The sequence below is a fragment of the Sulfitobacter sp. 1A12779 genome (assembly GCF_043557315.1).
Classification (GTDB): domain Bacteria; phylum Pseudomonadota; class Alphaproteobacteria; order Rhodobacterales; family Rhodobacteraceae; genus Sulfitobacter; species Sulfitobacter faviae.
The window spans coordinates 142,527-159,551 of sequence record NZ_JBIFFU010000007.1 but is presented as its reverse complement, the minus strand read 5'-3'; the positions used below and the strand labels follow the sequence as shown (position 1 = coordinate 159,551).

18 protein-coding genes and 1 tRNA gene are annotated in these 17,025 nt (G+C 62.5%); 4 read left to right on the top strand and 15 right to left on the bottom strand.

The genetic code is table 11. The annotated features are described in order from the left end of the window. Positions 1-4: 4 nt before the first annotated feature. The 9 genes from argB to rpmH form a co-directional block, all read right to left on the bottom strand. On the bottom strand, positions 5-868 hold the full coding sequence (gene argB, locus ACGYLQ_RS10475; protein ID WP_394434142.1) for an acetylglutamate kinase: 864 nt from the start codon (positions 866-868) through the stop codon (positions 5-7). 37 nt (positions 869-905) lie between these two features. Next, positions 906-1,556 carry a ribosome biogenesis GTP-binding protein YihA/YsxC gene (yihA, locus tag ACGYLQ_RS10470; RefSeq protein ID WP_394442838.1) on the bottom strand — a complete coding sequence of 217 codons (651 nt, stop codon included), beginning with the start codon at positions 1,554-1,556 and terminating at the stop codon, positions 906-908. Beyond that, positions 1,556-2,293, bottom strand: a complete 738-nt coding sequence (locus tag ACGYLQ_RS10465) for an MOSC domain-containing protein (RefSeq protein WP_394442836.1) — start codon at positions 2,291-2,293, stop codon at positions 1,556-1,558. The genes yihA and ACGYLQ_RS10465 overlap by 1 nt, the downstream gene beginning before the upstream one ends. Continuing rightward, the gene (yidC, locus tag ACGYLQ_RS10460) at positions 2,293-4,164 is read right to left on the bottom strand and encodes a membrane protein insertase YidC (RefSeq protein ID WP_394442834.1); all 1,872 of its coding nucleotides are present in this window, start codon (positions 4,162-4,164) and stop codon (positions 2,293-2,295) included. Before yidC ends, ACGYLQ_RS10465 begins: the two co-directional genes overlap by 1 nt. A gap of 301 nt (positions 4,165-4,465) precedes the next feature. After that, on the bottom strand, positions 4,466-6,007 hold the full coding sequence (locus ACGYLQ_RS10455) for a putative bifunctional diguanylate cyclase/phosphodiesterase (protein WP_394442831.1): 1,542 nt from the start codon (positions 6,005-6,007) through the stop codon (positions 4,466-4,468). 107 nt (positions 6,008-6,114) lie between these two features. Next, positions 6,115-6,984 (bottom strand): tRNA 2-thiocytidine(32) synthetase TtcA, encoded by an 870-nt coding sequence (gene ttcA / locus ACGYLQ_RS10450; protein WP_067267458.1) that lies wholly within the window; start codon positions 6,982-6,984, stop codon positions 6,115-6,117. A gap of 66 nt (positions 6,985-7,050) precedes the next feature. Next, entirely contained in the window at positions 7,051-7,272 is a 222-nt protein-coding gene (gene yidD, locus ACGYLQ_RS10445) for a membrane protein insertion efficiency factor YidD (RefSeq protein ID WP_067267460.1), read from the bottom strand. Then, on the bottom strand, positions 7,269-7,691 hold the full coding sequence (gene rnpA / locus ACGYLQ_RS10440; RefSeq protein ID WP_067267461.1) for a ribonuclease P protein component: 423 nt from the start codon (positions 7,689-7,691) through the stop codon (positions 7,269-7,271). The genes yidD and rnpA overlap by 4 nt, the downstream gene beginning before the upstream one ends. Before the next feature lie 26 nt (positions 7,692-7,717). Then, positions 7,718-7,852 carry a 50S ribosomal protein L34 gene (gene rpmH, locus ACGYLQ_RS10435; RefSeq protein ID WP_007118882.1) on the bottom strand — a complete coding sequence of 45 codons (135 nt, stop codon included), beginning with the start codon at positions 7,850-7,852 and terminating at the stop codon, positions 7,718-7,720. Positions 7,853-8,168: 316 nt separating this feature from the next. Here rpmH and ACGYLQ_RS10430 point away from each other — a divergent pair, with 316 nt between their 5' ends. The 4 genes from ACGYLQ_RS10430 to ACGYLQ_RS10415 all read left to right on the top strand — a co-directional run bounded on the left by ACGYLQ_RS10430 (position 8,169) and on the right by ACGYLQ_RS10415 (position 11,868). Beyond that, the gene (locus ACGYLQ_RS10430; RefSeq protein ID WP_394442828.1) at positions 8,169-8,903 is read left to right on the top strand and encodes a TVP38/TMEM64 family protein; all 735 of its coding nucleotides are present in this window, start codon (positions 8,169-8,171) and stop codon (positions 8,901-8,903) included. Beyond that, on the top strand, positions 8,900-10,321 hold the full coding sequence (locus ACGYLQ_RS10425; RefSeq protein WP_394442825.1) for a dihydrolipoyl dehydrogenase family protein: 1,422 nt from the start codon (positions 8,900-8,902) through the stop codon (positions 10,319-10,321). The genes ACGYLQ_RS10430 and ACGYLQ_RS10425 overlap by 4 nt, the downstream gene beginning before the upstream one ends. 8 nt (positions 10,322-10,329) lie before the next feature. Next, a complete protein-coding gene (locus ACGYLQ_RS10420; RefSeq protein ID WP_394442822.1) occupies positions 10,330-11,715 on the top strand; it encodes a sensor histidine kinase in 1,386 nt (461 codons plus the stop codon). 76 nt (positions 11,716-11,791) lie between these two features. Further along, positions 11,792-11,868: transfer RNA gene (locus tag ACGYLQ_RS10415), tRNA-Arg, on the top strand. 38 nt (positions 11,869-11,906) lie between these two features. Here the strand turns inward: ACGYLQ_RS10415 and ACGYLQ_RS10410 are convergent. The 6 genes from ACGYLQ_RS10410 to ACGYLQ_RS10385 form a co-directional block, all read right to left on the bottom strand. Next, complete coding sequence (locus tag ACGYLQ_RS10410; RefSeq protein ID WP_394442819.1) at positions 11,907-12,548, bottom strand: 2-hydroxychromene-2-carboxylate isomerase; 642 nt, start codon at positions 12,546-12,548, stop codon at positions 11,907-11,909. Positions 12,549-12,976: 428 nt separating this feature from the next. Continuing rightward, positions 12,977-13,474 carry a GAF domain-containing protein gene (locus tag ACGYLQ_RS10405; protein WP_322328370.1) on the bottom strand — a complete coding sequence of 166 codons (498 nt, stop codon included), beginning with the start codon at positions 13,472-13,474 and terminating at the stop codon, positions 12,977-12,979. Continuing rightward, positions 13,471-14,226 carry an ABC transporter ATP-binding protein gene (locus ACGYLQ_RS10400; RefSeq protein ID WP_394442816.1) on the bottom strand — a complete coding sequence of 252 codons (756 nt, stop codon included), beginning with the start codon at positions 14,224-14,226 and terminating at the stop codon, positions 13,471-13,473. Before ACGYLQ_RS10400 ends, ACGYLQ_RS10405 begins: the two co-directional genes overlap by 4 nt. Continuing rightward, complete coding sequence (locus tag ACGYLQ_RS10395) at positions 14,223-15,062, bottom strand: ABC transporter ATP-binding protein (RefSeq protein ID WP_394442904.1); 840 nt, start codon at positions 15,060-15,062, stop codon at positions 14,223-14,225. The genes ACGYLQ_RS10400 and ACGYLQ_RS10395 overlap by 4 nt, the downstream gene beginning before the upstream one ends. Then, complete coding sequence (locus ACGYLQ_RS10390; protein ID WP_209218357.1) at positions 15,056-15,961, bottom strand: ABC transporter permease; 906 nt, start codon at positions 15,959-15,961, stop codon at positions 15,056-15,058. The genes ACGYLQ_RS10395 and ACGYLQ_RS10390 overlap by 7 nt, the downstream gene beginning before the upstream one ends. A 9-nt stretch (positions 15,962-15,970) precedes the next feature. Beyond that, positions 15,971-17,002 (bottom strand): ABC transporter permease, encoded by a 1,032-nt coding sequence (locus ACGYLQ_RS10385; protein ID WP_168613200.1) that lies wholly within the window; start codon positions 17,000-17,002, stop codon positions 15,971-15,973. Positions 17,003-17,025 lie beyond the last annotated feature (23 nt).

Here is a 17,025-nt window from a genome sequence, read left to right as displayed (position 1 = left end):
GGGCCTAGCCCTTGCGAATGATGCTGCCCGCGCCGTGTTCGGTGAAAAGCTCCAACAGGCAGGCATTGGGCGCGCGCCCGTCGAGGATGACCGCCGCCCGCACACCGCCTTCGAGCGCGTCCAGCGCTGTTTGCACCTTGGGAATCATTCCGCCCGCAATGGTGCCATCGGCGATCATCTCGTTGATCTGGCTCGCCGTCAGGTCGGTCACAACCTCGCCCTTGCCGTCCTTGACGCCCGCCACATCCGTCAGCAGCAGCAAGCGGTCGGCCTCCAATGCGCCCGCGATGGCGCCAGCGGCGGTGTCGCCGTTGATGTTATAGGTCTCCCCCCCGTGGCCCATGCCGAGCGGCGCGATGACGGGAATGATGCCCTTGTCGGCAAAGTCCCGCAGGATGCGCGGGTTGACCTGTGTCGGGTTGCCCACGAGGCCTAGGGCGGGGTCTTCGGGGTCGCAAACGATCAACCCGCTGTCTTTGCCCGAAACGCCAACCGCACGGCCACCTTGCTCCGAGATCGCCTGCACGATCCGCGCGTTGACGAGGCCCGAGAGCACCATCTCGACCACTTCCATGGTCGCGGCATCGGTCACCCGTTTGCCGTTCACGAATTCGGATTTGATGTTCAACCGCGCCAGCATGTCGTTGATCATCGGGCCGCCGCCATGGACGATCACCGGGTTCACCCCCACCTGCCGCATCAGCGCGACATCGCGGGCAAATTCATCCATCGCTTCGTCGCTGCCCATCGCATGGCCGCCCAGTTTGATGACCACGGTGGCATCGGCGTAGCGTTGCAAAAAGGGCAGAGCCTGGCTGAGGGTTTGGGCGGTGGCGATCCAGTCGCGGTTCATGTCTTGCGTTCTCATCTGTTGACCCATGGGAAGCCGATAGCGGCGGGAGGTGCTATACCAGCGTGGCGATGATGGCACGCAGCGTAGCGATGCCCCAGCCCTTTTCCGAAGATGTCACGACAATCTCCGGGTAGGCGGCGGGGTGTTTGCTCAGCGCGTCTTTCACCTGCGAGAGGATCTTTGCGCGTTCGGCTTCTTTGACCTTATCCGCCTTGGTCAGCACGACCTGAAAGGTGACGGCGGAACTGTCGAGCAAAGACATGATCTCATCATCGACCTTCTTGACCCCATGGCGCGCGTCGATCAGCACGAAGGCGCGGCGCAGGGTCTGGCGGCCCGAGAGGTATTGTTTCAGCAGACGCTGCCACTTCTCGACCACTGGCAGCGGCGCATTGGCATAGCCATAGCCCGGCAGGTCGACGAGGTAGTGCTCTTCCCCGGCGGTGAAAAAGTTGATCTCTTGCGTCCGGCCCGGTGTGTTCGACGCCCGTGCCAGCGCCTTCATCCCCGTCAGCGCGTTGATCAGCGTCGATTTGCCGACGTTGGAGCGCCCGGCAAAGCAGACCTCCATCCGGTCGGGGGGCGGCAGCCCGTCCATCGCCACCACGCCTTTGACGAATGTCGTCTCACCGGCGAAAAGCATCCGGCCCTTCTCGGCGCTCGGGGCGTCCGGCTCTTCGGCGATGGTGTAGGTCACTTGCATCAGATCAGCTCCAGTTCGTCGCCCACGGCGATCTCTCCGCCCTTGGTGACGGTCAGGGTAACACCGAAATCCCGGTGACCCAATTGGTCGAGTGCGGCGAGCGTGTCTACGTCGCGCGCGCCGGTGTCGGTGTTTACGGTGGTGGCAAGGCAGCGGGTGATGCGTTTGGACACATGCAGCCGTGCTTCGCCGATTTTCAAGTCGCGCCCCAGCCAGTCGAACTCGGCCCAAGGGGCGGCGCCATCAAACCAGATGTTGCCGCGCCAGCGGGCGGTTTGCAGCGGGGCAGCCGCCAATTCTTCGACCGCGCGATGGGAGGTGAGGCTGTTGAGCGACAGCGTTGGCTCCGCGCTATCGGTATAGCCGCGGCCATCAAGGCGAAGGATGTCCACCGGGGCAGCGCGGCCTTCGGCCACCAGCGGGCGCACCCAATCAAGGAAGGCAACCTGTTCGCGATCCGGGTGAAAGGTGATTTCGCCGCGCGTCGGGTGGCGCAGGGTGAGCATCTCAGTCGTCTCATCCAGCTTGGCCGTGATCGTCTGCAACTGTGGCGAAGAGGCCCCCCGGGTGAAATTCAAACACCGCGCCCAGTCTCCGGGCGCGGCTTTGGAGGCGTCATGGGCCACGGCCCAAAGCCGGTCATAGGGCATGGATTGCCCGGCGCGCAGGGTCACACGCTCAACCGTCTCGCGGCCATGGGCCTTGAGCGGATGCCGGTTGAGCGCGGTGACCTGCATCACTTTTCCGACTTGCCCGATTTGGGCTTGGCATCCGCATTGGCGGCAGCGCTCTTGGGCGTGCGTTTGAAGCCGCCTTTGATGTTGCCCCAAAGGTCAGGTTTGTACCCTTGGCTGCGCATGATCAGATATTGCTGGGTGAAAGTGATCGTGTTGTTGGCGATCCAGTACACCACCAAGCCGCTCGCGAAACCGCCCAGCATGAACATGAAGACCCAAGGCATCCATGCAAAGATCATCTGCTGTGTCGGGTCGGTGGGCGCCGGGTTCAGCTTTTGCTGCAGGAACATGGAGATACCCAAGAGCAGCGGCAGGATGCCGATGAAGATCAGCGCCAGCATCGAGCCCGGCTCGGGCGCGGCATAGGGCAAGAGGCCCCAGAGGTTCATGATCGACGTCGGATCGGGCGCGCTGAGGTCTTGGAACGGGCCAAAGAAGGGCGCGTGGCGCAGTTCGATCGTGACGAAAATCACCTTGTAGAGCGAGAAGAAGATCGGGATTTGCAACAGGATCGGCAGGCAGCCCGCAGCAGGGTTCACCTTGTTCTTCTTATAGAGCTCCATCATGCCTTGCTGCATCTTCTGACGGTCGTCGCCCGCTTCTTTCTTCAGTTTTTCCATCTCGGGCTGAAGCTCTTTCATCCGTGCCATGGAGACGTAGGATTTATAGGCCAGCGGGAAGAGGACAGCCTTGATCAGCAGCGTCAGGCCGATGATGGCGACACCCATGTTGCCGATTAGTTTGTTCAGCTCATGCAGCAGCCAGAAGATCGGCTTGGTCAGGAAGAAGAACCAGCCCCAGTCGATGCTGTCGATGAATTTGGCGACGCCGGAGGATTGGTAATCCTGAAGGGTCTCCCATTCCTTTGCACCGGCGAAAAACTTGCTGGAGGTGCTCACGCTTTCGCCTGCAGCGACCGAGCGGGTCGGCTGGCGGGTGAAGGCGCGGTAGGTGTCCGCGCGCGGGTCATAGGTGAGCGCCTGTTCAAAGGTTTCGCCCGCGTCGGGGATCAGCACCGCCTGCCAATAGTGATCGGTAAAGCCGACCCAGCCCTCGGTGACGCCTTCGGTGACCACGGCGGGGCGGCCCCAGGTGCTGTTCACATCGGCTTCGGCGATATCGTCCCAATCTACTTCGGCAAGTTCACCATTGGCCATGGCCACGGCGCCCTCATGCAGGATGAAGAAGCTTTTCAGGTCTTCGGGCAGCCCGTGCTGCGCGATCATGCCGAAGGGGGCAAGGTTCACCGCGCCTTCGCCGTTGTTGGTCACGCTCTGTGTGATGTCGAACATATATTGGTCATCGACCGAGATGGTGCGGGTAAAGACCTGCCCGGCGCCATTGTCCCAAGTGAGGGTCACGGGGCTGTCGACGCCCAGCGTTTCGCCCTCGCTCAGGGTCCAAAGCGTGTCGACACCCGGCACGGCATCGGGGGCGAGGCCCGAACCGGCGGCCCAACCGTGCAGCGCGTAGTAGGCATCGCTCGACCCTTCGGGGGAGAGCAGGGTCACGATTTCGGCATCCGCGTCGAGCGTGGTTTGGTAATCGTTCAGTTTCAGATCGTCGATCCGACCGCCCATGAGCGAGATTGAGCCGCTGACCTTGTCGGTCGCGATTGCCACGCGGGGCGCTGCCGCCAGTGCCGCGCGGCGGCCTTCGGGGGCGGCGCCTTCGCCATCTTCCGTGCCGGGCGCGGCCGCGGTATCGGCGGTGGAGGCGGGAACCGAAGTGCCTTCGACAGTCTCGCTGATCTCACTGCCGGGTTCCAATGCTGGGTCGGCTTCAGGGGGCGGGAACAGAAGGAACCACACGAGGATGACGGCAAAGCTGAGCGCCGTGGCAAGGATGAGATTCTTGTTCTGTTCGTCCATGGGGACCGCCACCTGATGTCTTTGAATATCACGGGGGTTCAACAGAGTGCGGGGCCAAAGGTCAAGTGGAATCGGGTGGGATGAAGGGGGATGCAGGGTGGTTTTGGTCCATCTGGCATGGGTTTTGCGGAGTTTCGCCGGGGGCGGTTGCGGGGGAGCGGTGGCCCCGGCTTTGACCGGGGCGGGTGCGAAGGGTGTGACCGTACTTCGGGGTGCAAGGTGTTCTCCTCTGCCTCAGACCCTTCGGCCGTCGCGACCTCCGTCGCTTAATGCCCCGGCCCCGTGCTAAGCACAAAGCCCGCTAGGTGGTACGCCCATTCATGATGCGCGGCACGTCTTGCAGTTTCGCGTTGTGGCGGGCGATCCAATCGAGTGTTTGTTCAAAGGGCATGGGGCGGGCGATGCCGAATCCCTGCACATGGTCGCAGCCGAGTTGGGCGAGCAAGACATGCTCCCCCACCGTTTCCACCCCTTCGGCGAGGGTCTCAATGCCCAGTCGTTCGGCCATGGTGAGAATGGCGCTGATCATGCGCTGCTGGTCGGGGTCGCGGTCTGCTTTCATGACGAAAGAGCGGTCAATCTTGATCCGGCTGACGGAGAAGCGGCGGATGGATGCGATGGAGGCATGGCCCGTGCCGAAGTCGTCAAGATCGATGCGGCATCCGAGCTTGCGCAGGGCGTTGATATTGCGGGTGATCACATCGTCTGCAGTCGAGGCGACGACGGTTTCCAGTACTTCGATGGCGAGCCGGTCGGGGGACAGGTCGAACCGGTCCAGCTCCCAAGTGATTTTGTCGATGAGCCGGGGGTTGGCAAGTTCGCCCCCGGCGAAGTTCACCCCGATCTGCGGCACCACGGTGCCGGAGCCATCCCAAGCTTTGAGGGCGGCGAAGGAATGGTACATCATGACTTCGGCCAAACGCTCCAACAGGCCTGCCTCTTCGACGGCGGGCAGGAAATCCGATGGGGGGATCATGCCCTGTACCGGATGGTTCCAGCGCGCCAAGGCTTCAAAACCGGTGATCTGGCCTGTGTCGGTTGAGATTTGCGGCTGGAACCATGGTTGAATTTGGCCGCTGTCCAAAGCCTGCGCGACCTCTTCGCGCAGTTCGGCGCGGCTTTCGGTTTCCCGGCGCATCTGGTCGGAAAAGGCGCGAATGGAGGAGGGGCCGCGCCGCTGCGCGCTGCGCAGGGCGGTGGCGGCGGCGGCAAGCCATGCGGCGCCATCGCTGCCCGGGGTGCGGGTGTTAAGGCAAAAGCCGACGGAGGCCGTGAAGTAGATCGTAACCCCGTCGACGAAAAACGGTTCTTCCAAGGCGGATTGCAGCCGCCCGGCCAGTTGAATGCAAAGCTCAAGATCGAGTTGTCGGACCGGGGCGGTGCAGACGGCGAACCGCGCCTCTCCCATCTTGCCGATGAGATCATCGTCGCGCAGGGCGCCGTGCAATCGTTCGCCGCTTTGCCGCAGAACCGTGTCGGCGGCGGTCTGACCGTGGCGTTCGATGATTTGGTCAAGCCCTTCGAGCGCAATGAAACATGTGGCCGACAAGCGCCCCCGCGAATGGGCGGTTTGAAAAACTTGTTCGGCCAACTCCTCAAAAGCGCTGCGTTGTAGGATGCCGCCGAGCGCGTCTTGGGGGGGCTGAGAATTCCCGCCAAAGCGCTGTACCGCAAGGAAAAGAAGCGGCAGCGCAGCGGAGGCGGCGATCAGGGCCATTTCGCCGCCAATCCAAAAGGCCAGCAACGTCAGCGCGGGGAGGAAGGCCAAAGCGGCCTGACCGCTGAGCAAGGCGGCGAACGACTGGCGCAGTTGCGTGAGCCCGGAAAGCCGGTGAATTGCCATCGCGATATCCCTTCCCAATACGCGCAATGCCTGCGCTGACGGGGGAGGGATATCGCCTTTAGGGTGTGCTGTGGGTTAACAGAACCCGCTTTTTTGCGGATTATTATCTAAAATTGTTCTTGCTCCGTACCCTCAACGTTCCGCATGAGCCCGGCGAAGTCAAAAAGCTTGGGATCCAGCAGGTGCGAGGGGCGGGCGTTCATCAGCGCGCGGAACATGACCTGCCGACGACCGGGGCTATTGGCCTCCCATCCGTCGAGAATCGCCTTCACCTGTTGGCGCTGAAGCCCGTCCTGCGAGCCGCAGAGATCGCAGGGAATGATCGGGTAGTTCATCGCCGTGGCAAAACGCTCGCAATCGCTTTCCGCGACATGGGCGAGGGGGCGGTAGACGAAAAGATCGCCTTCTTCGTTAACCAATTTGGGCGGCATGGTCGCCAGTCGTCCGCCGTGGAAAAGGTTCATGAAAAAGGTTTCGAGGATGTCATCCCGGTGGTGCCCCAGCACCACGGCAGAGCAGCCTTCCTCCCGCGCGATCCGGTAGAGATTGCCCCGGCGCAGGCGGGAGCAGAGCGCGCAGAAGGTGCGCCCGGCAGGGACTTTGTCCATCACAATCGAATAGGTGTCTTGATATTCGATGCGATGCGGCACGCCCATCTTTTCAAGGAATTCCGGCAGCACGGTCGCCGGGAAATTTGGCTGCCCCTGATCGAGATTGCAGGCCAAAAGCTCGACCGGCAGCAGGCCGCGCCATTGCAGCTCATGCAGAACCGCAAGCAGGGTATAGCTGTCTTTGCCGCCTGACAGGCAGACCAGCCATTTCGGCTTGGGCGCGCCTTGGGCGGTCGGCTCAACCATGCCGTATTGATCGATCGCCTCGCGGGTCATGCGGACGATGCGTTTGCGCAGTTTCTTGAACTCGGTGCTTTGCGGTGCACCGGCAAAGAGGGGGTGAATCTCGTCGGTTTCGTCCAGCATCGTCGGTCTCTCACTATCAGCTTGGCTTCACCTAGGGCATTTTGCCCCTTTGCCGCAAGCGCGGCGCTAATCGGGAACGTTGTCGATCCCGCTTTGCCCCCAAGGGTGGCAGCGCGCGATCCGGCGGGCGGCCAGCCATCCGCCGCGCAGCCCGCCGTGTTTTTGCAAGGCTTCCAGCGCATAGGCGCTGCAAGTGGGCTGATAGCGGCAGTTATGCCCGACCCATGGGCTGAAGATCAGCCGATAGCCGCGCACCGGCAAGGCAAGAAGCGCGGCCAGGGGAGTCATTTTCGGACCCCGTGCAGAATATCCAGAGCGCGGGCCAGATCGGCGAGCAATTGGTCGAAGGGCAGGGTGGCTGTCGCCTCGCGCCGCCCGACAAAGACATAGTCCATGCCCGCGCGCCCCGCCTGCGGCAGGGTGAGCCGCGCGATCTCGCGCAGGCGGCGCTTGGCGCGGTTGCGGGCCACGGCATTGCCGACCTTCTTGGAGCAGGTGAAACCCACTCGAATGGGCGCCGCGCTGGGCTCATCCTCCCGGCGGGGTCGCATTTGCAGAATGAAGCCGGGGGTGGCCACGCGTTTGGCGCGGCTGGCACGTTGGAAATCCGCCCGTTTGGTCAGGGTCTCCAGACGCAGAGAAACCGCCGGGGCAGGGTTTCCCTTCGTGGCGCAAGTGCCATTCAAGGGTGCCTCCGGCGGTGTCATATTCTGGTTCCGAAGATCGAGGGCGCTTATGCGCTCAGCGATTTCCGGCCCTGTGCGCGGCGTGCGTTGATGATCTTACGGCCGGCTTTGGTGGCCATGCGCGCGCGGAAACCATGGCGCCGCTTGCGCACGAGGTTCGAGGGTTGAAAGGTGCGTTTCATCGCTCCGTCTCCATCTAAAGCTGGCTGGGCACGGAATCACTTGAAGGTTCCACCGCGGCCAGCGTCAATTCAAGCCCGTCCTCTAATGCGGCGGGACGCGCAAGTCAAACCCCCTGACAGGGAAAAACCGCGCTTTGCAACAAAATGCCGGTTTGCGGGGCCGGAATTGTTTCAGTTCACCCCGTAACTTTGCAGAATCGCCCTTTCCCGCACAAGTCCCATCAAGCGCGCGTGAGGAGCCTGTTCCCGCGCCCCGCTTCACCCCATCATTGAGGAAAGCGAAATTGGTCTGATGCAGGCCTAGGGAAGTGTGAAAATGAGCCGCAATGACCAAAGTAAACCCGCGCTGATGCGCTATCTGCCCCTTGCGCTGATCGCCGTCGTCGCAGCCATCGGGGCCTTTACCCTGCGCGATTACCTGAGTTTTGACGCGCTGCGCGACAATCGCGAGGCGCTGATCGCCTTTCGCGACAGCAACTACCTGCTGACCGCGCTGGTCTTTGTCGCCGCCTATGTGGTGATCGTGGCTTTCTCCCTGCCGGGGGCCACGGTGGCCACTTTGACGGGCGGCTTCCTCTTCGGGCTGTTTCCGGGCGTGCTTTATAACGTCAGTGCTGCGACCTTGGGCGCGGTGGTGATCTTTCTGGCCGCGCAATGGGGCCTTGGCGCACGGTTGAAAGAGCGGATGGACGCCTCTGAGGGCATGGTGCGCAAGATCAAGGCGGGGATCGACGACAACCAGTGGTCGATGCTCTTCTTTATCCGGCTGGTGCCGGTGGTGCCCTTCTTTGTCGCGAATCTGCTGCCGGCCTTTCTCGGTGTGCCGCTGTTTCGCTTCGTGATCTCGACGTTTTTCGGAATCATGCCGGGGGCCTTGGTCTTTACCTCGGTTGGCGCAGGGCTAGGTGCGGTTTTCGCCCGGGGTGAGTCGCCCGACCTTGGGATTATTTTCGAGCCGCATATTCTATTGCCCATTCTGGGCCTTTGCGTGCTGTCGCTGCTGCCCGTGGCGATCAAGACATTTACCGGTAAGAAGGATCTGCTGAAATGACCAACCGTATCAAGACCGACGTTCTGATCATCGGCGCAGGCTCTGGCGGGTTGTCGGTGGCGGCGGGGGCCGTGCAGATGGGCGCGGATGTGACCCTGCTGGAAGGGCATAAGATGGGCGGCGATTGCCTGAACTATGGCTGCGTGCCCTCCAAGGCGCTGATCAAGACCGGCAAGACCGCCTATACCCAGCAACACAGCGCGCAATACGGGGTGGAGGCTGCCGCCGGGGTGGTCGACTACGCCGCTGCCAAGGATCACGTGGCCGATGTCATCTCGCAAATCGCGCCGGTCGATTCGGTTGAGCGGTTCGAGGGCTTGGGCGTGCGGGTGATCCGCGAATACGGGCGTTTCATTTCCGATAAAGAGGTGCAGGCGGGCGATACCATCATCACCGCGCGGCGCTTCGTCGTGGCCACCGGCTCCTCTCCGCTGGTGCCGCCGATTCCGGGGCTGGCGGATGTGCCCTATGAGACGAATGAGACCCTCTTTGATCTGCGCGAGAAGCCCGAGCATCTGATCATCATCGGGGGCGGCCCCATCGGCATCGAGATGGCGCAGGCCCATGTGCGGATGGGCTGCAAGGTCACCGTGATCGAAGGCAGCCGCGCGCTTGGCAAGGATGACGCCGAGCTGTCCGAGGTGGTGTTGCAGACCATGCGGGACGAGGGGGTGGTTTTCGAGGAAGGCAGCGATGCGGCCAAGGTCAGTGGTGCGGCGGGGGCGATCACGGTCGAGACCAAGGATGGCCGCGTGATCAAGGGCTCGCATCTGCTGATGGCCGTGGGGCGCAAGAGCAACATCGACCGGCTCGATCTGGATAAGGCAGGAGTGGAGACCACCAAGGCAGGCATCAAGGTCGACGACAGCCTGCGCAGCAGCAACCGCCGGGTCTATGCCATCGGCGATGTGGCGGGCGGGCTGCAATTTACCCATGTGGCAGGCTATCACGCCGGGGTGGTGATCCGCTCGATCCTCTTTGGCCTGCCGAGCAAGACGAAGCTGCACCATATCCCATGGGTCACCTATGCTGCGCCGGAACTGGCACAGGTGGGGCTGACCGAAGCGCAGGCGCGCGAAGAGCATGGCGACAAGCTGGAGGTCGTGCGGTTCCACTATAACCACAACGACCGCGCGATTGCCGAGCGTCAGACCAAAGGGTTCATCAAGGTGATGGTGGTCAAGGGCCGCCCGGTTGGCGCCAGCATCGTCGGCCATCAGGCGGGCGAATTGATCACCCTGTGGTCGCTTGCGCTGGTCAATAAGATGAAGATGAGCCAGATTGCTGCTATGGTTGCCCCTTACCCCACGATCTCGGAGATTAACAAACGCGCGGCGGGGGCCTATTTCAGCCCGCGCCTGTTCGAAAGCGCTCTGGTCAAAACGGTGGTGCGCGCCGTGCAGCGCCTTTTGCCCTGAGATCGCCCATGATCCACTCGCTTTCTGGCCGCCTGCTGATCCTCACCACCATCTTTGTGATGCTGGCCGAAGTGCTGATCTTTGTCCCCTCCATCGCGCGGTTCCGCGAGGAATATATGCTGACGCGGTTGGAGCGGGCGCAGATCGCCTCGCTGGCGCTTTTGGCCGACGATATGCTCGACCCGGAGTTGGAAGAGGAGCTGCTGCGCAACGCCGAGGTGTTCAACGTGGTGCTGCGCCGGGATGAGGCGCGGCAATTGGTGTTGGCGTCGCCCATGCCGCGCATGGTGTCGCAGACCTATGATCTGCGCGATGCCTCGGCGACGGTCTTGATCCGCGATGCGATGCTGCGGCTGTTCCGCCCGGGGAATGAGGTGGTTCGCGTGATCGGCGCGCCGGTGCGCGAAGCGGGGCTGCTGATTGAGGTCACGATGGAGACAGCGCCCATGCGTGTCGCCATGATCGACTACGGGATTCGCATCCTCATCCTTTCGGCGGTGATCTCGGTCATCACGGCGGTGCTTTTGTTCTTTGCCATGCGGGCCTTGCTGCTGAAACCGATCAAACGGGTGGCGGGACATATGCAGCGCTATGCCGCCGCACCCGAAGATGCGCGGCGGATCATTGAGCCTTCTGCCAGCGTGACCGAGTTGCGCGAGGCCGAAGAGGCGCTTCAGAAGTTGCAAACCGACCTCACGCAGGCGCTTAAACAGAAAGAGCGTTTGGCCCAATTGGGCAGCGCCGTTAGCAAGATCAGCCATGATCTGCGCAACATCCTCACCTCTGCCCAGCTGTTCACCGACCGGATCGAAATGTCCGAAGACCCGACCGTCAAACGCATGGCGCCCAAGCTTGTGGGGTCGATCACCCGGGCGGTGCACCTATGCGAATCCACGTTGGCCTTCGGCAAGGCCGAAGAGCCGGGGCCGACGCTGACGCTCATGCCTCTCGAAGAACTGGTGGAAGAGGTCATCGACGGCGAACGCCTTGCCGATCCCGAAAGCATCGTGCGCTTTGCCGCTGATATTCCCGCGAATCTCACCGTGCGTGCGGACCCTGAGCAAATGTACCGCGTGCTGGCCAATCTCATGCGCAACGCCCGGCAGGCGATCACCGCCACCGGCAAACCGGGCGAGGTTTATCTGCGGGCCGAGGATATGGGCGAGGCATGGTGCATCACTGTCAGCGATACCGGCCCCGGCCTGCCGCCCAAAGCGCGGGAGCATCTCTTCACCGCCTTCCAGGGCGGGGCGCGCAAGGGTGGCTCCGGTTTGGGGTTGGTGATCGCTTCCGAACTGGTGCGCGGCCACGGCGGCAGCCTTGCGCTGCGCAACAGCGGGCCGGAAGGTACGGTTTTTGACATAACACTCCCCAAGGGGGACGGTGCCCTGTAGATTTTTGAAGAAAATTGCATTTCCTTGAAACGAGGGCTTGCAACTCCCCGGGGCTAAGACTAAACCCCCGCTCAGTGGACCGATAGCTCAGCTGGATAGAGTACCTGACTACGAATCAGGGGGTCGGGGGTTCGAATCCTCCTCGGTCCGCCACTACCCAAAATTGAAGAACACAGCGCTTTTGGGGCGTCTTATCCGTCTCGCGGCGGGTTGTAGAAGCCCGTGTCGCGGTAGGGCTGGTCAAAGGCGTGATCCATCAGTTCCAGATGGTCTTGGCCGTAATACATGTCGCCATTCAGAAAATAGCTGGGCGAGCCAAAGATGCCGCGGGCAATGGCCTCTTCAGTGTTTTGCGCGTGGATTGCCTGCACATCCTCTTCCATCGCCCGTGCGATCAGCCCGTCGCACTCAGGATCGACCGCTTCAGTCGCGCGGCGCAGATGCTCGGGATTTGCGAGGTCGATATCATCGCGCCAATGGGCCTGAAGGATCGCAAAGGAAAGCGCGTCGACATCCCGCCCCGCCTGAGCGGCGGCGATCAGGTAGCCGTTTGCAAGGTTCAGCGGGTTGTCGTGGTGGGTCGGGCGGTGGTTGAGAATCTCCAGCCCGCGATACTGCGCCCAACGCTCGATCTCTCGTCCAAAGAAATAGTCGATGTAATGGGGCGTGAAGCCGCGGAAGTGGCTGACACGGCCTGAGGCGATCACGGGGTTGAGGTCAAAGGGGCGATGCACCAGCCGCGCACCGCGGGCCGCGCAAATCTTCAAGAGCTTGCGATGCCCCAGATAGGCATAGGCGGAATGGGCGGAATAGAAATATTCAATGGTGTCCAAGGTGGGCTCCCTCCGGTTTTGCCAGCATCATGGCGGAAACCGACGGGGAGACAAGGACGGGGGCCAAAAGCCGAGTGCGGAATCGCGGGGGGCCGTAACGGGGTGCTTCTAGCCGCGATGACGCCTCAATACCGGCGGTTATGCAATTTGTTCGCCCGGGGGCGGGGGGCGATTGCGCGGACCTTCCGAGGCTGGGGGCGTTGCTTGGCCATGAATGCCAGTGCCGCCACTGCGGCCATGATCAGGATCAAGAGTTCGTAAGTCCACATGAGCCATTCCTCCTAGGGCATGTTCATAAGGTTAACCTTAGCGATGCCCGATGGGTTCCGTCTTGGCCGGGATGGTGGCGGCCTTTGGCCGGGGCCGCAAGTCAAAAAGGCCGCCGCAATTTTGCGACGGCCTTCTTTCGGCAGTGCCCGCTCCGGGCGTCAGCCCATTTGCCGCACCACGGCCATGGTGGCGATGGCAGGCAGGGTCAGCAGCGCTTTGACCTGTTCCACGCGGGTGGGGGTGTAGTAGCCCTCTTCGTGCAGGATGTTGACCGTGGCAACCATCTTGCCACCGATGATGATCGGCAGGTTCACGACCGAGGCGCAGCCCAAACGGCCGATCAGTTCCGCATCGGGAAAGACCGCGTCGATATCGGCCAAGGTGTTGGCGACAAAGCATTCCTGCCGCCCGTGGACCTGTTCGAACCAAGTGTCGATGGTGATCTCTTTGGTGCCGGAGGTTGGGTAATTCTCAGCGTCGTCGGTATAGACGCGCCGCGCCAGCATCGCGTCCATATCCGCTGTCATCACGGTAAAGAGTTTGGCCCCCACGGTGGCCTTGGTCAGCGCGCAGAGCGCGTCGAAGGCCTGTGTTTCGGTGGTCGCCTGCTCAAGCGCTGTCTGAAAGCGTTGCATTGCGTCGGTGGTATCGGTCATGGGGCTTCCTTGCGGTTTGGATTGCCGCCCGAGGCGGCGTAGAGGGCTTGGGTATAGGGATCGGTAAAGCTGCCGTCATGCAGCGCGCTGGCCGGGGCGATCTCAACCACGCGGCCTTTGTTCATCACCGCCATGCGGTCGCACATGAAACTGACGACGGGCAGATTGTGGGTGACCATCAGATAGGTCAGCCCCTGCTCGCGGCGCAGCCGTTTCAGCAGGTTGAGAATCTCCGCCTGAACCGAGACATCCAGCGCCGAGGTCGGCTCATCCAGCAGCATCACCTTGGGCTCAAGCATCAGCGCGCGCGCGATGGCGACCCGTTGCCGCTGCCCGCCGGAGAGCTGATGCGGAAAGCGGAAGCGGAAACGTTTGTCGAGGCCGACGGCCTGCAACATCTCCACCACGCGGGCGCTGCGATTGCCGAGGCCGTGGATCATCAGCGGCTCGGACAGCACGCCGTCCACCGTCTTGCGCGGATGGAGAGAGGCATAGGGGTCTTGAAATACCATCTGGCATTGCCCGGCATAGGCGCGGTCAACCCTGTGACCACGCGGCTGGCCGAGCACGGAAATCTCACCGGTCCAATCGGGGGCCAGCCCCGCGATGGCCTTGAGCACCGTGGACTTGCCCGAGCCGCTTTCGCCCACCAGCGCAAAGCTTTCGCCCTCCGCCACGTCGATGTTCACCCCGGTGACCACCTTGGTTTGCCCATAGGAGATGTCGAGGTTCTTGAGTGTAATCGCGCTCATGTGCCGCTCCATGCGCTGCGGTCGAGGACGGGCAGTTCATCGCGCGTCTCTTCCATTTTCGGAACCGCCGCCAAAAGGCCTTTGGTATAGGGATGGCTGGCCTTGTGCAGGTCGGCAGCGTTGCAGCTTTCCACCACCTGACCGGCGTGCATCACAAGGATCCGGTCGCAATAGCGCGCCACGAGGTTGAGGTCATGGGAGATCAGGATCAGCCCCATGCCGTGGTCGCGCACCAGCTCGTCGATTAGGTCGAGCACCTGCGCCTGCACGCTCACATCCAGCGCCGAGGTCGGCTCGTCCGCGATCAGCAGATCGGGGCGCGGGATCAGCATCATGGCAATCATGATCCGCTGGCCCATGCCGCCTGAGACTTCGTGCGGGTAAAGGTCCATCACCCGCTCAGGCTCATTAATCCGCACCGATTCCAGCATCTCCAGCACCCGCGCTTTTACATCGCGCCGGGCGAGGCGTTCGTGGGTCAGCAGGGCTTCGGCGATCTGCGCGCCCACGGTCATCACCGGGTTCAGCGAAAACTTCGGGTCCTGCATGATCATCGAAATCCGCGCCCCGCGCAGGTGGCGCATTTGTCTTTCCGACTGGCTTTGCAGGTCGATCCCGTCAAAGCGCATGACATCGGCTTGCTGCCGCCCCGGGTGACGGACGAGCCGCAGGATCGCGCGCCCGGTCATGGATTTGCCTGACCCGCTTTCGCCCACGATGCCAAGCCGTTCACGGCCGAGGGTGAAGGACAGCCCCTTGACCACCTCGACCCGGCCCTTTGGGGTGGGGAAGCTGACGGAGAGGTTTTTAACTTCCAGCAGGGGCGCGGTCATGATTTGCCTCCTTGTTTGGGGTCGAGCACGTCGCGCAGCCCGTCGCCCAAAAAGCAAAAGCCGAGCGAGACAAGGATGATCGCAAAGCCGGGCATCGTCGCCACCCACCATTGATCCAAGATAAAGGCCCGCCCGCGCGAGATCATCGCGCCCCATTCCGGCAGCGGCGGCTGCGCGCCGAGGCCCAGAAAGCCAAGGCCCGCGGCGGTCAGGATGATCCCCGCCATATCCAGCGTCACCCGCACGATCATCGACGAGGTGCACAGCGGCAGCACGTGCCGCGTGATGATCCGCCCGTGCGACGCGCCGAGCAGGCGCATGGCCGAAATGAACTCGGAATTGCGGAAGGTCAGCGTCTCGGCCCGTGCGATCCGCGCATAAGCGGGCCAGGAGGTGATGGCGATGGCGATGATGGCATTCTCGATCCCCGGCCCGAGGGCCGCGACAAAGGCCAGTGCGAGGATCAGCTTGGGCATGGACAGGAATACATCCGTCACACCCATCAAGACCCTGTCGGTCCAGCCGCCGAAATAGCCCGAGATCGCGCCGATCAGCAGCCCCAGCGGGGCGGCGATGATGGCGACCAAGGCCACGATCATCAGGGTGATCCGCGCGCCATAGATCACACGGCTGAAAATGTCGCGGCCCAACTCATCCGTGCCCATCCAATGCGCCGCCGAAGGCGGCAGCAGCCGGGCGTCGAGGTTCTGCCCCAGCGGATTCTGCGGCGCGATCCAAGGCGCGAAGAGCGCGGCGAGGATCAGCATCAGCAGGATCACCGCCCCCACCACCGCTAGCGGATTGCGCAGCAATTGCAGCAGCATGCGGTAGGCATTGCCCATATTCGCCTGCAATTTCGAGGCGGGGGAGTCGTCCAAAAGCCAGTTTCTTGCAGTGGTCATGACGGCCTCCTAGCGGCTGCGCGGGTCAAGGATGCGGTAGAGCACATCCGAAAGTTTGTTGATCAGGATGAAGACCGCGCCGATCACCAGCGTCGCCCCCAACACGGCGTTCATATCGGCATTGAGCAGCGCCACGGTCAGGTAGTTCCCGATGCCCGGCCAGCTAAAGACCGTCTCGATCATCACCGACCCTTCGAGCAGGGCGGCATAGGACAGGCCGATCACGGTGATCAGCGGCACGCGGATCGGGCGGAACCCATGCACCCAAAGCACCCGCCATTCCGCCACGCCCTTGACCCGGGCGGTGGTGATGAACTCTTGCCCCAGTTGGTCCAACATGAAGCTGCGCGTCATCCGCGCGATATAGGCGAGCGAGAAAAACCCGAGGATCGCGGCAGGCAGGATCAGGTGATCCAGCGCATTCCAGAAGATGTCCCACTCACCAGCAAGGGCCGAATCCACCAGCATCAGCCCGCTGCGCGGTGCAACCATGCCTTCGTAAAAGATATCGACACGGCCCGGCCCCGCGACCCAACCCAGATTGGCGTAGAAGATGACAAGTCCGACAAGCCCCAGCCAGAAGGCGGGCACCGAGTAGCCCAGCAGCGCGAAGACGCGGATGATCTGATCCACCCAAGTGCCCTGTCGCGCGGCGGCCCAGACACCGCAGGGCACGCCAAGGCCGATGCCGATCAGAATGCCCAGCGTTGCCATCTCCAACGTGGCGGGAAAGACCTGGGCAAGGTCCTGCGCCACGGGCCGGTTGGTCGAGACGGAATGCCCGAGGTCGCCTTGGAACACATCGCCGACATAGGAGAAGAATTGCATGATCAGGGGCCGGTCCAGCCCCATCGCCACGCGGGCGGCGTCATATTGTTCTTGGGTCGCACGGTCGCCGACCACGGCCAGCACCGGATCAATCGGAATGACCCGCCCGATGAAAAATGTGATCGCCATCAGCCCGATGAAGGTGAGCAGGGTCACCACCGCAAAACCGCCGAGAGAGGAGACCCCCTGCGCCAGCCTACGGGCTTTTGTCATATTCGTATTCACGGGCCACGCCC